The sequence below is a fragment of the Citrobacter youngae genome, from assembly GCF_003818115.1.
GTDB lineage: Bacteria > Pseudomonadota > Gammaproteobacteria > Enterobacterales > Enterobacteriaceae > Citrobacter > Citrobacter youngae.
Genome location: NZ_RPOI01000003.1, coordinates 54,624 through 67,795, shown reverse-complemented (window position 1 = coordinate 67,795; position 13,172 = coordinate 54,624). Strand labels below are relative to the sequence as shown.

General features: G+C 51.6%; 13 protein-coding genes. 5 read left to right on the top strand and 8 right to left on the bottom strand.

The features are described from left to right. The first annotated feature begins 28 nt into the window (after nt 1-28). Nucleotides 29-1,051, top strand: coding sequence for a zinc-binding alcohol dehydrogenase family protein (locus EHN13_RS01255; RefSeq protein ID WP_048212792.1), 1,023 nt, complete (start codon nt 29-31; stop codon nt 1,049-1,051). Between the two features lie 13 nt (nt 1,052-1,064). Then, on the top strand, nt 1,065-2,510 hold the full coding sequence (locus EHN13_RS01250; protein WP_124020749.1) for a tagaturonate reductase: 1,446 nt from the start codon (nt 1,065-1,067) through the stop codon (nt 2,508-2,510). A 43-nt stretch (nt 2,511-2,553) separates the two neighbouring features. On the opposite strand, the gene opgB is transcribed toward EHN13_RS01250, so the two are convergent. The 6 genes from opgB to EHN13_RS01220 form a co-directional block, all read right to left on the bottom strand. Continuing rightward, nucleotides 2,554-4,845 carry a phosphatidylglycerol--membrane-oligosaccharide glycerophosphotransferase gene (opgB, locus tag EHN13_RS01245; RefSeq protein ID WP_124020748.1) on the bottom strand — a complete coding sequence of 764 codons (2,292 nt, stop codon included), beginning with the start codon at nt 4,843-4,845 and terminating at the stop codon, nt 2,554-2,556. Nucleotides 4,846-5,085: 240 nt separating this feature from the next. Then, nucleotides 5,086-5,577, bottom strand: a complete 492-nt coding sequence (locus EHN13_RS01240; protein ID WP_124020747.1) for a YjjA family protein — start codon at nt 5,575-5,577, stop codon at nt 5,086-5,088. 70 nt (nt 5,578-5,647) lie between these two features. Next, on the bottom strand, nt 5,648-6,385 hold the full coding sequence (gene dnaC / locus EHN13_RS01235; protein WP_003019133.1) for a replicative helicase loader DnaC: 738 nt from the start codon (nt 6,383-6,385) through the stop codon (nt 5,648-5,650). A 2-nt stretch (nt 6,386-6,387) separates the two neighbouring features. Continuing rightward, nucleotides 6,388-6,927 carry a primosomal protein DnaT gene (dnaT, locus tag EHN13_RS01230; RefSeq protein WP_003019130.1) on the bottom strand — a complete coding sequence of 180 codons (540 nt, stop codon included), beginning with the start codon at nt 6,925-6,927 and terminating at the stop codon, nt 6,388-6,390. 123 nt (nt 6,928-7,050) lie between these two features. Next, complete coding sequence (locus EHN13_RS01225) at nt 7,051-7,524, bottom strand: threonine/serine exporter (protein ID WP_003019127.1); 474 nt, start codon at nt 7,522-7,524, stop codon at nt 7,051-7,053. Next, complete coding sequence (locus tag EHN13_RS01220; RefSeq protein WP_101742995.1) at nt 7,515-8,291, bottom strand: threonine/serine exporter family protein; 777 nt, start codon at nt 8,289-8,291, stop codon at nt 7,515-7,517. The genes EHN13_RS01225 and EHN13_RS01220 overlap by 10 nt, the downstream gene beginning before the upstream one ends. Nucleotides 8,292-8,734: 443 nt before the next feature. Between EHN13_RS01220 and EHN13_RS01215 the strand changes: the two genes are divergently transcribed. After that, nucleotides 8,735-9,460: a helix-turn-helix domain-containing protein gene (locus EHN13_RS01215; protein WP_061067185.1), complete on the top strand. Its 726-nt coding sequence runs from the start codon at nt 8,735-8,737 to the stop codon at nt 9,458-9,460. Continuing rightward, nucleotides 9,421-10,110 carry a DNA-binding transcriptional activator BglJ gene (gene bglJ / locus EHN13_RS01210; protein WP_101742994.1) on the top strand — a complete coding sequence of 230 codons (690 nt, stop codon included), beginning with the start codon at nt 9,421-9,423 and terminating at the stop codon, nt 10,108-10,110. The genes EHN13_RS01215 and bglJ overlap by 40 nt, the downstream gene beginning before the upstream one ends. Nucleotides 10,111-10,155: 45 nt before the next feature. On the opposite strand, the gene EHN13_RS01205 is transcribed toward bglJ, so the two are convergent. Continuing rightward, entirely contained in the window at nt 10,156-10,614 is a 459-nt protein-coding gene (locus EHN13_RS01205) for a YbaK/EbsC family protein (protein WP_116360623.1), read from the bottom strand. 365 nt (nt 10,615-10,979) lie between these two features. Here EHN13_RS01205 and EHN13_RS01200 point away from each other — a divergent pair, with 365 nt between their 5' ends. Beyond that, nucleotides 10,980-12,323 (top strand): PTS sugar transporter subunit IIC, encoded by a 1,344-nt coding sequence (locus tag EHN13_RS01200; protein WP_048212782.1) that lies wholly within the window; start codon nt 10,980-10,982, stop codon nt 12,321-12,323. Nucleotides 12,324-12,352: 29 nt separating this feature from the next. On the opposite strand, the gene fhuF is transcribed toward EHN13_RS01200, so the two are convergent. Beyond that, on the bottom strand, nt 12,353-13,141 hold the full coding sequence (gene fhuF / locus EHN13_RS01195) for a siderophore-iron reductase FhuF (RefSeq protein ID WP_048212781.1): 789 nt from the start codon (nt 13,139-13,141) through the stop codon (nt 12,353-12,355). Between the last annotated feature and the right edge of the window lie 31 nt (nt 13,142-13,172).

Here is a 13,172-nt window from a genome sequence, read left to right as displayed (position 1 = left end):
AGGCAACAGAAAAAAGGAGAGCAGAATCATGTCTACGATGAATACGTTGATTTGCCAGGAACCTAAAAAATTAGTCTGGAAAGAGCGCGAAATACCTATTCCGGGTGAGGGTGAAGCACTCATTAAAATTAAGTCGGTAGGAATTTGTGGTACCGATATTCATGCCTGGGGCGGCAATCAACCTTTTTTCAGTTACCCACGAGTGTTAGGGCATGAAATATGTGGGGAAATTGTCGGGCTGGGAAAAAATATCCAGAATATGAAAAATGGACAGCAGGTGGCGGTTATTCCTTACGTGGCCTGCCAGCAGTGTCCGGCATGCCTGAGCGGACGTACCAACTGCTGCGAGAAGATTTCGGTGATTGGCGTCCATCAGGATGGCGGTTTCAGTGAATATCTGTCCGTTCCGGTGACCAACCTGCTGGATGCGCAGGGGATTGACCCGCAGGCGGCGGCGCTGATTGAGCCTTATGCCATCAGCGCGCATGCGGTACGCCGGGCGGCGGTGGCACCAGGTGAGCAGGTGCTTGTGGTTGGCGCCGGTCCGATTGGCCTGGGGGCTGCAGCGATTGCCAAAGCCGATGGCGCACAGGTGGTGGTCGCCGATACTAGTCCGGCGCGCCGGGAGCATGTGGTTTCCCGGTTGGGACTTCCGGTTATCGACCCATCCGCTGACGATTTTGATACGCAGCTGCGAAACCAGTTTGGCGGTTCGCTGGCGCAAAAGGTGATTGATGCCACGGGGAATCAGCATGCGATGAATAACACGGTGAATTTGATTCGCCATGGCGGCAGCATCGTTTTTGTTGGGTTGTTTAAAGGCGATTTGCAGTTCTCAGACCCTGAGTTCCACAAGAAAGAGACCACCATGATGGGCAGTCGCAACGCCACACCGGAAGATTTCGCCAAAGTGGGCCGCCTGATGTCGGAAGGCAAATTGACCGCCGACATGATGCTTACGCACCGTTACGCATTTGCCACACTGGCAGAAATTTACGAGCGGGATGTGATCAACAACCGTGAACTGATTAAAGGCGTGATCACGTTCTGAGAGGGAAAACAGGATGAAGACATTGAATCGACGTGATTTTCCGGGAGCCAGCTACCCAACGCGCGTGATCCAGTTTGGAGAAGGTAACTTTCTGCGGGCGTTTGTCGACTGGCAACTGGATATCCTCAACGAGCATACCAGTCTGAACGCGGGCGTGACCATCGTTCGGCCAATTAATACCGATTTTCCGCCGTCGCTGAATACCCAGGACGGGCTGTATACCACGCTGATTCGCGGGCTAAACGAGCAGGGTGAGGCGGTAAGCGAGGCGCGGCTGATCCGCTCGGTAAATAACGAAATTAATCCCTATCAGGACTTCGCGGCGTATCTGGCGCTGGCGCACAATGCAGATATCCGTTTTGTATTTTCGAATACCACCGAAGCCGGAATAAGCTATCACCCGGCAGACCGCGTGGATGATGCGCCGCCGGTGAGCTTTCCGGCCAAACTGACGCGCCTGCTGCTCGAACGCTTTAATCACTTTGAGGGCGCGGTGGATAAGGGCTGGGTGATTATCCCGTGCGAGCTTATCGACTATAACGGTGAGGCGCTCAAAACCCTGGTGCTGCGGTATGCGCAGGAGTGGCGGCTTCCCCCGGCGTTTGCCGACTGGGTGGAGACGGCAAACACGTTCTGTTCCACGCTGGTCGACCGCATTGTTACCGGCTACCCGCGCGAAGAAGCCGCCGCGCTGGAAGCTACGCTTGGCTATCACGATGCGTTTCTCGATACCGCGGAGCATTTTTATCTGTTTGTTATTCAGGGGCCGCAGTGGCTGGCAGAGGAGCTGAAGCTGGCGCAGTGTCCGCTGAATATCCGTGTGGTGAGCGATATCAAACCGTACAAAGAGCGTAAGGTCGCTATTCTCAATGGGGCGCATACGGCGCTGGTGCCGGTGGCGTGGCTGTGCGGACTGGAGACCGTCGGTGAGGCGATGCAGGATGCCGATGTCCGCCGCTTTGTCGAACAGGCGATTAGCGAGGAAATCATACCGGCATTGGATCTCCCGGCGGATGAACTGCATGAATTTGCCGACGCGGTAAGCGGGCGTTTTCAGAACCCTTACATCCGTCACCAGTTGCTTTCCATTGCGCTTAACGGGATGACTAAATTCCGTACCCGAATTTTGCCGCAACTGCTGGTGGGTGAGCAAAATGGGCGCTGGCCCGTGCGGTTAACGTTTGCCCTCGCTGCGCTGCTGGCATTTTATCGTGCAGAGCGCGACGGGGAACGCTATCCAATCCAGGATGATGAACAGTGGGTAAGCCTGTATGCCAGCCTGTGGCCGCGAGTAGGTAATGATTTAACGCTGCGTGAACTGGTGGATACCGTACTCGGCGATACTGCGCACTGGGGTGAAGATTTAACGTTGCAGCCAGGGCTTGCCGGACAGGTGACGGCTAACCTGGAGATGATTCTGGTGCAGGGTATGCGCCAGGCGGTGAACGGTCTGGAATAAGGTTGCCATGCAGCGCCCGGTGTGGTGTTGGGCGCTGTTTTTTTTATCCCTGAGCAGCCACTACTTTGATTTCAACCATCCCGATCCCCAGCTTACGCGGCGAGTGGCCGAGAATGTTGCCCTCGTTAGTGGCGACCGGATCGGGCGGGACAATCACCAGCGTATTGGCGTCCGTCGGATTATCAAAATGCAAGGTGGTCGTGCTGACCTCCTGGCTTAATACCAGCGTTTGTTCCTGGCCACCGACGCGTACGGGAATAGGGCGATTCGCGTTGTCACCAAAAGCTTTCGCGGTGATAACCAGATCGAATTTCTTCGGTAGCGGAGTTTTGTATTCGATTTTGACTTCTTCACTCAACTGGGCGTTAGACCAGCGTCCCCAGGATTCAGGGCGTGAAATTCCGCTAAACTGTTTCACCTCTTCCGGCGCGCCCGCTACGTTGAAAATGAAGCTGTCAGCTTTGTAGCGAATATCGTTATCGACAATTTTTAGCGTATCGACGTTACCTTTATAGCGTTCGATGTCGATCACCGTGTCTTTAAATGTCGTCTTCCCTTTCCAGTTGGCTTTATCGACATGCTGCACGATCTGCTGCCCACCCAGTTGCCCCTGTGATACGCACCAGTCGGTAGAGAGTGCCAGTTCTGGTGCCCACAGTTGCGCCATTTTGTAACAGCGGTCTATCCAGACGAAGTTATCGCGTGGGGCGAAATCCGCCAGCTGGAAGCGCAGCGGGGCTGAGTACTCACTTTCCGGCAGCGGTTCGACGCGTTGATCCGAGACCCGGAGCAGCAGCGGCAGACGGAAATGGCTCCCTGAGAAAGAGATCATCTCTTTGTCCCGATCGATGGTGAATGCTTTCATCTCTTTCGGGAAATTCCACAAACGGATGATATTGGGCTTCCACGCCAGCATTTTCTCTTTGATGTTCAGGAACACTTCCGATACGGATTCGCTAGACAGGCTGCTGCGTCCAAGGCCGATAAAGTTATCGCCGCCGAGAATATCCAGTACGGTAGCACCGTTATCCATGGTGTTACGCTTCACCGCCAGCGTATCCTGCTGTGGCTGGTCGCCGCGCAGCACGAAGAACAGGTTGTTGCGATCCTGCTTGTTCAGGTACTTCCATGCGGTGTTGTTCATCGCCAGATGATCGGAAGACACCACGATCACGGTGTCTTTGAACCACGGTGAAGCTTTGATTTTATTGATAAATTCGGCGATATTTTCCTGGCTGCAGCTGACCGCGCTGAACGACTGGTTGGCCTTCCCGTCGATGTCATAACGTTTACGGTTGCAGCTACGTGAGATAAATCCATCCGGATGATGGGTATCCACGGTCAGGGTAAACAGTGAAAAACGCTGGCCCGAGCGCGAAAGCTCTTCGAATTTTTTCCATGCTTCGTCCAGCACGGTATCGTCGTAGAAGCCCCAGTCGTTACGATAGGCCGGGTCCGACACCACGCTTTTTAACTCTTGTGCACCGTACAGATGGTCAAAGCCGTGAGATTTCAGGAACACGTCTTTGCCGGCAAAGCGCAGGTTGGCACCCTGCACAAAGTAGTTCTGATAGCCGGAGTTTTTCAGGATATCGCCCAGACAGATATTGTTAGGGAAGAAACTTGAGACCGACGCCGAGGCGTTGCCTTCAAATGGTGCAAACAGCGGAATACCGCACTGGGAGGCGACCATCCCGGCGATGGTGTAATCGGTACCCGGAAGCTGCATGGTATTGCTGAAATCCAGACCTTCATTTTTTAACGCGCCGAGTTCCGGTGTCAGCTCCGGGAACGCGTCGTTATTAAAATAGGTGCGCTCCAGACTTTCGCCGTAGATATAAACCAGGTTCAGCTTCGGATTGGGGATCGTTTTTGATGGCTCTTTGTAATAGGCCGCAAAATCGGGATCGCCATCGCGTGACTGGGATTTAACCAGTTCAGTTATCTGGTGGAACGCCGGGCTGGCATCAACAGAAGCCAGCGCCAGCAGCAGGGCCAGCAGACTGTAACCCACATGATGCGGATGATGGCGACGGCGACGCAGTATCCAACCCAGCGTGACAAAAACGGTGGTCAGCGCCAGGGCTATCCCGACGCCTGGCAAAATATATTTTCCGATACCCGCGCCGGTCAGGCTGTTGGTCAGGGTGTACAGGACCGCATCGTTGATGCCGTCACCCGTGAAATAGTCACTGGCATACAGCGTGATGTTTAAGACAATAAAGATCCCCAGCACCGTTAACGTGGCGGTAAACCACCAGGTGTTGCGACCCGCTTTCCAGGCGTAAATCAGCACTGAAGCGAGAAACAAAGTGATGGAGATGAATTCTGACAACGGTCGATCCTCAGTAAACCCGGCACACGCCTGGCAGGCTAATCATTTCTGGACAGTACAATGTAATAGCGTTGTTATATTGCTGCAATTGTAATGACATTTAATTACGTTGTTATTCAGAATTGGTTTAGATATGCGGGTTTTTGCGGGCAATCACTCCGCATGTGGTAGGTAAATATCTTCGTGGGATTGATTGCTGCCGCGCCGGTGGTGAAATGGCCGGGCGCGGCATTTGTGGCATCAGGAAATGAAGTTCATCCCCTGTTTTAACACCAGATCGCAGGCCTTGGTTTTAACTTTCTGCGCCAGCGAGCTGTTGCCAATCGTGTTCAGGTCCAGCTGTTGACCATCTTTGGCGTTGAGCAGACCCTGAATCCCGTCCATATAGTTGGTGTCTTGCTTCTGCTCAGGAGCACTGAGCCCCAGTTTATCCAGCACCTGGTTTTTGACGTTTTGCGTGTCGGTGACCGAGGCCAGCTTCTGTTTCGCGCAATATTCCAGGATCCCGGCGGCGTTATTCATGCTGCTGGAGGTCAACGACTGATTGCTGCCATTCAGCAGGCTGGTCAGGGAAGAGAGCGACGAGCTGCTTTGCGAGCTGGAGCTTTGTTTGCTCAGCTCACTGGCCGCGCTGGAGAGCGAATCCTGCCAGGAGGCAGCGAAAACGCTGGTGGAGATGAGCGTGCCGGCGGCAAGCGCACAGCACAGCAGACGTTTGGTAGTTTTCATCATTATATGCAACTCGTGTTATGCCTTTTCAGCGCAGTATAGCGCTGGCAGTCTTAGGAGTGGTCCTAATACGTTAATACTCTTTACCGGTGACCCGACTACGGTAGCTTTCCCAGTTAAAAATGACCCACAGGCTGTTGCCAAGGCGCATACGGTCCATCACGCGCTCGCCCAGCAGCTTGTTCATTTCATCCATATTGCTGTTAGTTAACATGCCGGTCGGACGTTTTGAGGATGAACGGCGATCGACAATCTGATTAATAATCACTTTTTCATAGCGGGATTCGGTCTGCATGCCGATCTCGTCGATCACCAGCAGATCCACATTGCTCAGATCGTTGAGCAGCTGTTCTTCGCTGGTTTCACGATTGCTGAACGTTTCTTTCATCGCCGACATGATATCGGCCACGGTAATGATCAGTACCGACTTGCCGCGCAATAGCAGTTCGTTGCAGATGGCAGCGGCCAGATGGTTTTTGCCGGTGCCGGGTTTGCCGGAGAAGATAAAGCTGGCGATGTTGCCGTCAAACTCTTCAACGTATTGGCGGGCTTTGCTCAGGGCGTTCATCTGACCTTCGCACTCTACCCGATAGTTTTCGAACGAACAGTTCTGATGCAGCGGACGGATACCGGAACGGTTGAATGTGCGTTGCATTTTCATGGCCCGGTTTTCGCGGGCCAGCGCTGCGGCACGAATTTCACCTTGCTCTTTTTGCCATGCCAGCAGCTCCTCGCCCGTTTTAAAGGCGGGCTCGACATTAGGTGGCATCATTTTTTGCAGACGTTTCATCAGGTCGCCAACGTTTTTCATCGTTATCCTCTAAAACCCGGTGGAATGTGGCTGTCAGGTTCACTGACGCTGTTCACATCGCGCTTTGGCATTCCGCCATTGCTGGCCCGTCCAATCTGAATGCTGCGCGCCAGTTTTTGCTGCCACTGAATATGGTGAAAGACTTTGCCTTCAGCCTGCCAGTAGGCAACAAATGAGGCCAGTTCTTCAGCAGTAACCGGCTCTCGCAACGCTACGCCCCATAAAGCGGCCTGACGCTGAAAGTCGGCATCAGGCTGCCAGGCAGCGTACATCGCAAATTTCCCCATTGGCACGGCAACGGGAGCGGTTTGCGGCTCTTCATAAAATTGATCATCCAATGTCACATCGCTTCCCGGGCGTGACAGTTTCTCCTCAAGCGCCAACAGCTCAGCCAGTCTCGCAGGCGTCACCGCGTAAAACGCTGGTGCATTGTTAGCGAATACGGCTACGGCGCCACCCGCAGACTTGGCCAGCACAGCGTGGTGATCGTGTAGTAAGGCGTCAATGCTCGTGACGTCTGGCGTCAAAATTTTGCAGGGCATAATGTTTCTCAATACTGAACAACAACCGAGAAGGGGACTGCTTTTATAGTAACACAGAGAAGAAGGAGAGCAGCAGGTGAGGGGAGATTCCGCTCTCTGCACGGCATTAAAGAAAGTGCACTGTCAAACGCGTGGACGTTTGCGATACAGCCATAATCCTGGCACGGACAGACCGATGGAGAGCGCACCGACAATCGATGAGGCTTTCAGGAAGTTGGTCAGCAGGGTAATCATCAGCACTTCGCTGTAACCAAAATGGCCGATTTTTACCGCTGAGATCATGGCTGTGTAGGCGGAGATCCCCGGAAACATAGGGATCACTGCCGCGACGGTGAAGACTTTCGGATGCGCCAGATACCAGCGCGACCACTGGATCCCAATGCAGCCGACCAGCAGCGAGGCCATAAAGGTGGACCATTCGATATTAAACCCTGCAGTCATCATGACCATTCGTGAGCCGTGCCCAAGCGCGCCGAGTAACGCACACCAGGGGAGTGCCCGATGCGGTACGTTAAATACCATGGCAAAGCCAAGCGCCGGGATCGCCGACAGGATCATATCCTGCATCAGCGCCAGTATGAAATCGATCACGCCCATCCGCGCAGCCCCCATAAGGTCATAGACATCACCACGCCAATGCAGGTTGCCAGCGTAAGCAGACTGGCAATCGCCCAGCGAGCGAGCCCGGTATTAATGTGTCCTTTAAACATATCCGCAACCGAATTGATTAACGGAAAACCGGGGACCAATAACAGCACGCTGGCGGCCATGGCTACGGTAGGTGTGTGATTAAACGTCGGTAGCGTAAGCAGCAGGCCGGATATGGTGGTCGCGACAAAAGCGGTAATACAAAAGTTGATTTGTGGATGCAAATGCCGGGAAGCCAGGATCTGGCGAATGTACATGGCGATCATGCTGGCGAAAAAGGTGATCATCGCGCCATCCCAGCCGCCGTTATTGAGTTTACAAAAGCAGGCGCAGGACAATCCTACCATGAAAGCAACCAGCCATCTGGGATAGCGTAGCGGTTTGATTTGGTTAAACCGTTTCTCTACCCCTTTTTCATCCAACAAATTATGCTCTGCCAAAATAACGATGTGTTGCACTTCCGTCACGACGTGCATGTTGATGCCACGATCCTGATTTTTTCGGGTCGATGTCAGGCATTGTCCGTCTTTGATCGTCGTCAGGACGATGGCATTCGATGATATGGCACTTTCTACACTGTCCATCCCAAGCGCCAGACCCAGGCGGGTGGAGAGTTCATCGACCAACGCGCTTTCTGCGCCATGTTGCAGTAAAAAAAGCCCGCATTGTATACATAACCGTGTAACCGTTCTTTGTGACGACTGCTCTGTTTGCATAGCTCGCTCTGACTAAAAGATGCTCTCTTAATGAAGAATATCTTCTTTTTATCATGAAGCGTGAGTCGGTTGGCTCTGGATAAGATCAATTTTTGTGTTGAAAAAAGAAACAGGTCACTTGGTGGTTGTAGGAAATCGTATCGTGGGACACACTCCTGAACCAGGGCTAAATTTTTCGAGATGAACAGTAATTACGTAAGGAATGCTAATAATTTAATGTAGTTATTTTAATTGTACAATGAATGTACATGTGCGTGATTATGGCATGATAAATTTATAGTGTGATGTTATTGGGAACGTAGCATCGCCATTTTCTATTTAGAATAAGGATAAATAATTCATCCTGTCTATTGTTTAACGCATGTCTATTTATTAATTATTTTATTTGATTGTAGGTGATACTTGCGCGCGCAAGATTGAAGACATGTGAATATGGAGGAGTTATGTTGCCAGGACGCTGCAAGAACGCAATTATTATTAGTAAATTACCTATCATACAAATTGGGCTTAAAGGGGTAATGCAAGCGCATTTCTCTGATTACAAACTGACCTACTGCCGCGCCGTAGAAGAACTAACATTGATGCAACTGCGACGTTCAGATCTGGTTATCGCTGATTTAACCGGAGACTGCAGTCATCCGCGTGCGGTCTGCGAACAATATTATTCTTTGTTACCTCAATATCGTGATATTCACTGGGTCTTTCTCGTTTCTCGAAATTATTATCCTGTGGCCGTTGAGATGCTGATGTGTCCAATCAGTACGCTGTTATCTGATGCCGAACCGATTGATAGTTTAGTAAATGCTATTGATGCAGGGAATGTTTATGCCGACAGAATTAGCCCGGTATTGCTCTCTCCGGTAATAGCACCAGAAAAACAGGATCATAGCGTACACTCAATTATTCTGACGCTATCTGAACGGAAAGTGTTACGGCTTCTGGGAAAGGGCTGGGGGATTAATCAGATTGCCACATTACTTAAAAAAAGTAATAAGACAATCAGCGCCCAGAAAAATAGTGCGATGCGTCGTCTGTCAATACACAGCAATGCGGAGATGTATGCCTGGATAAATAGTTCTCAAGGAGCACGAGAGTTGAATCTACCTTCAGTTTATGGAGAGACCACGGAATGGAAGACAGAAGTATCAAAAGAAATGTCGCACTGGTAGAAAAGTGTGTAATGAGCAGCGTGGGTATTTATAATTTATTTAATGCCAGACCGAACAACCAATACCAACTTCATCCCTTTTCAGGACAGCCAGCCTTAAGCCAGGCGATGTCACAGACGTCATTTTCCGCGGTTATTTTTTCACTTTCCGCGAAAAGAACCGATCGCCGCACCGGACTGGCTTATCTGACAGAGCTGGCGGTGAAACACCCTCGCATCAAGCGGGTGGTCATTGCCGATGATGACGACGAGGCGCGGCTAATTGGCTCGCTGTCACCGCTACCACTGGATGCCGTGATTAGCAAAGCATCCACGCTGAGTGTGTTGCAGGAAGAATTATTTGCAGCGCTGGATTGTGCCAGAGGGGAAACAGAAGACACGAAGAAACTCTGGTATATCAATCAATGCCGTATGCTTAGCCCAACCGAGCGCGAAATTCTGCGCTATATGTCGAATGGTTATTCGATGCTGCAGATCGCGATTGAGCTTGAGCGAAACATTAAAACGATTCGTGCGCATAAATTTAATGTGATGTCCAAACTGGGCGTTAGTTCGGATGCCGGATTACTGAATGCTGCCGATATCCTGCTGCATGTGCGCTCTGCAGAACCGTCATCTTTTCGTCGTACTGCCCCGTTATGGCGTGCTTGAGAAGATGCGTACCGGCGTAGTCATTGGCATGGAAAGGTAAATCGATCACTGGCACACATCAACCCAGGTTGCCGCAGTCAGTTCTGCTATTCTTTCTGGTGCAATGCGAACCGCGCTGTGAGTGGCTCCTGCTGCAGGGAGCACTTCTGTATAGTGTTTCAACGAGACATCACAGTACACCGATATGGGTGTCTCCAACCCGAAAGGACATACGCCTCCTACGGGATGACCTGTTGCGTTGACTACTTCATCGCTACTCAGCATGCGCGCTTTGGCGCCAAATGTATTTTTCAGTTTTTTATTATCGAGGCGAGCATCTCCTCTGGCGACGATCAGGATAATGTCGTTTTTCACCTTTAGTGACAGCGTTTTTGCTATCTGCCCTGGTTCGACGTTATGGGCCTTGGCTGCCAGATCGACGGTGGCGGTGCTTTGATCTAATTCGATGATTTCAATATCTGGCGCATGTTGCGCTAAAAACTGCCGTACTGATTGTAAACTCATTCTTCTCTCCCTCTCGCTTATCCGCAGTCCTGCATAGCAGAAAACCGCCTGGCGTAATTTGTCATAGGGGCAGCGTTACTGTAAATATTTTATTGTAACAACACAGCAACATTGGCAGTTTCTCGATCACCTTCACAATCAAAGAAACCGGTTACAGTAACCGGTTGCGGAATACTGAAATGGCGATTAATACTGAAGCTGTCACTCCCTCTGTATCACATAATAAGAGCCATCTATGAAACTTAACTCAAAAAGCGGTAAGGCTGGTTTTTCTCCCGGCACGGTTGCGAATAGTAGGAATGGGTTTTACGTGGTGGTGTTGATACCAGCACGGTTGCAGGGTTTAGCACAACGGGAGAACGGCTATGTCTACTAACCATGCTGTATTTAATGTGATTTTCCGCTTTGTTGAAAGCTACGTTAGCCCTGTCGCCGGGCGCATTTCTTCACAACGCCATGTGATGGCAATACGTGATGGTTTCATTTCGGCGATGCCGTTTATGATTGTAGGGTCTTTTCTGCTGGTTTTTGCCTATCCGCCTTTTTCGCCGGATACCACCTGGGGGTTTGCCCGCGCATGGCTGGATCTGGCAAAACAATTTGAAGGCCAGATACTCACGCCGTTTGATATGACGATGGGGATCATGTCGGTCTACATATGTGCGGCTATTGCCTATAACCTGGGCAAGCACTATGTGAAGTCGCATCAGTTAGATCCGTTTATGTGTGCGATGCTGTCGATCATGGCGTTTTTGTTGATTGCCGCACCGAAAACCAAAGGTACGATGCCGGTTGATAGCCTCGGCGGTACGGGAATTTTCACTGCCATCCTGGTGGCAATTTATTGCGTTGAAATGATGCGCTTCCTGAAGGCGCACAACATCGGGATCCGCTTACCCGATCAAGTGCCGCCGATGATCAAAAACTCATTTGATCTCCTGATCCCGGTACTGGTGGTGGTGCTGACGCTGTACCCGCTGAGCCTGGTGATACAGTCGCAGTTTGATATGCTGATCCCGCAGGCCATTATGGCCATCTTTAAACCACTGGTGTCCGCAGCGGATTCTCTGCCGGCGATACTGCTGGCAGTACTGATCGGCCATCTGCTGTGGTTTGCCGGTATTCACGGTGCGGCGATTGTGTCGGGTATGCTGCAAATGTTCTGGTTGACCAACCTCGGCATGAACCAGTCGGCGCTGGCGCAGGGCGCGCCTTTACCGCATATCTTTATGGAAGCGTTCTGGACGTTCTTTATCGTCGTGGGGGGATCGGGGGCGACGATGGGGCTGGTGATTTGCTATCTGCGCAGCCGCTCGGCCCATCTACGATCGATTGGGCGTTTGAGCGTGGTCCCCAGTATTTTCAACATTAACGAGCCGGTGATTTTCGGTACGCCGATTGTCATGAATCCAGTGTTCTTTATTCCCTTCCTGCTGGCCCCAATGGTGAACGCGGTGCTGGCCTGGGCGGCGATGAAACTGGATCTAATTGGGCGGGTGATTTCAGTGGTTCCCTGGACCGCACCGGCACCCGTTGGCGCGGCATGGGCGTTAGGCTGGGATTATCGTGCGGCGATCCTGGTGGTCGTGTTGGCGCTGGTTTCTGCCATCATCTACTTCCCATTCTTTAAGGTTTATGAGAGGCAACTGTTGGCGCAGGAAAAAGAAGAAGCACAGCGGATAGAAGAGGAAAATCAGCAGGTTGCATAAAGTGTTGGCGGGGGGCTATGGCTCCTCGCTTATTTTAGCGTGCAGTCGCCGCATTGCTGAACATCGGGCAGGCGATAGCGCTGGCAGCAGGTTCTGCGTACTAACAGTCCCTCGCGTGGAACGACGGTGCGCCACAACGGATTATCCTGGCCACAGGATAGTTGTTTCTCAAAGAAGCAGGTCTGGCGCAGCGTGTTCAACAGTTCTTCACCTAACAACGGCTTCATTTCCGTTAAGTACCAGTGAATTAAGTATCCCGTATTGCTCCAGACAAGTTTCGCATTGATCTCACCCGTTGATTCCAGTGCCTGAACGACCGGTGTCAGGGCTGACAAAATCAGCGTTTCCATACGTTGTTGCGGTGAGAGTGCCGTGGTCTGGTGATCCTGATGTACATCTATCCAGAAACATGCGGCACGCCCGGTTTCGTGAAACTCCACGTGCATATGTTCAGGAGAGACGTCGATAGCCTCTTTTTGCGTCAGCAGAGCCACCATAAGCGGGGGCATCATCAGGCCGATATACCATTGCGCCCAAAGGGAGATCAGCGGTTTATTTTCGCGTACTAACGTGGGCTGGTTGCGGTAGATGTGGTCTGAATAAACGGCCAGAAGCGAACTTAACGTTGTCGGTTGCGTCCATTCATGTAATGTCATTGCACCTTGCGGCGGGGTCTCGTCAAGGCGAATGAAATCCAGCAAGTGTTCGCGGGTTTGGGCTATGGTCGCACGCACGGAAGCCGCCAGCGAGGGCATCTCTGAAGGGAGATGGCTGTGCCAGATGACATCTTCAACGATGGGTGCGGAACGGTAAGCCATGGCGATATAAGGATGTTAATCTAAATGATAA

What these genes read in the sequence shown, in the direction of transcription:
- EHN13_RS01220 (WP_101742995.1), bottom strand. Translation starts at nt 8,291, where the DNA reads ATGCAAACAGAGCAGTCGTCACAAAGAACGGTTACACGGTTATGTATA.
- EHN13_RS01255 (WP_048212792.1), top strand. Translation starts at nt 29, where the DNA reads ATGTCTACGATGAATACGTTGATTTGCCAGGAACCTAAAAAATTAGTC.
- dnaT (WP_003019130.1), bottom strand. Translation starts at nt 6,927, where the DNA reads ATGCCCTGCAAAATTTTGACGCCAGACGTCACGAGCATTGACGCCTTA.
- EHN13_RS01240 (WP_124020747.1), bottom strand. Translation starts at nt 5,577, where the DNA reads ATGATGAAAACTACCAAACGTCTGCTGTGCTGTGCGCTTGCCGCCGGC.
- EHN13_RS01205 (WP_116360623.1), bottom strand. Translation starts at nt 10,614, where the DNA reads ATGAGTTTACAATCAGTACGGCAGTTTTTAGCGCAACATGCGCCAGAT.
- EHN13_RS01250 (WP_124020749.1), top strand. Translation starts at nt 1,065, where the DNA reads ATGAAGACATTGAATCGACGTGATTTTCCGGGAGCCAGCTACCCAACG.
- EHN13_RS01215 (WP_061067185.1), top strand. Translation starts at nt 8,735, where the DNA reads ATGTTGCCAGGACGCTGCAAGAACGCAATTATTATTAGTAAATTACCT.
- bglJ (WP_101742994.1), top strand. Translation starts at nt 9,421, where the DNA reads ATGGAAGACAGAAGTATCAAAAGAAATGTCGCACTGGTAGAAAAGTGT.
- fhuF (WP_048212781.1), bottom strand. Translation starts at nt 13,141, where the DNA reads ATGGCTTACCGTTCCGCACCCATCGTTGAAGATGTCATCTGGCACAGC.
- EHN13_RS01225 (WP_003019127.1), bottom strand. Translation starts at nt 7,524, where the DNA reads ATGGGCGTGATCGATTTCATACTGGCGCTGATGCAGGATATGATCCTG.
- dnaC (WP_003019133.1), bottom strand. Translation starts at nt 6,385, where the DNA reads ATGAAAAACGTTGGCGACCTGATGAAACGTCTGCAAAAAATGATGCCA.
- EHN13_RS01200 (WP_048212782.1), top strand. Translation starts at nt 10,980, where the DNA reads ATGTCTACTAACCATGCTGTATTTAATGTGATTTTCCGCTTTGTTGAA.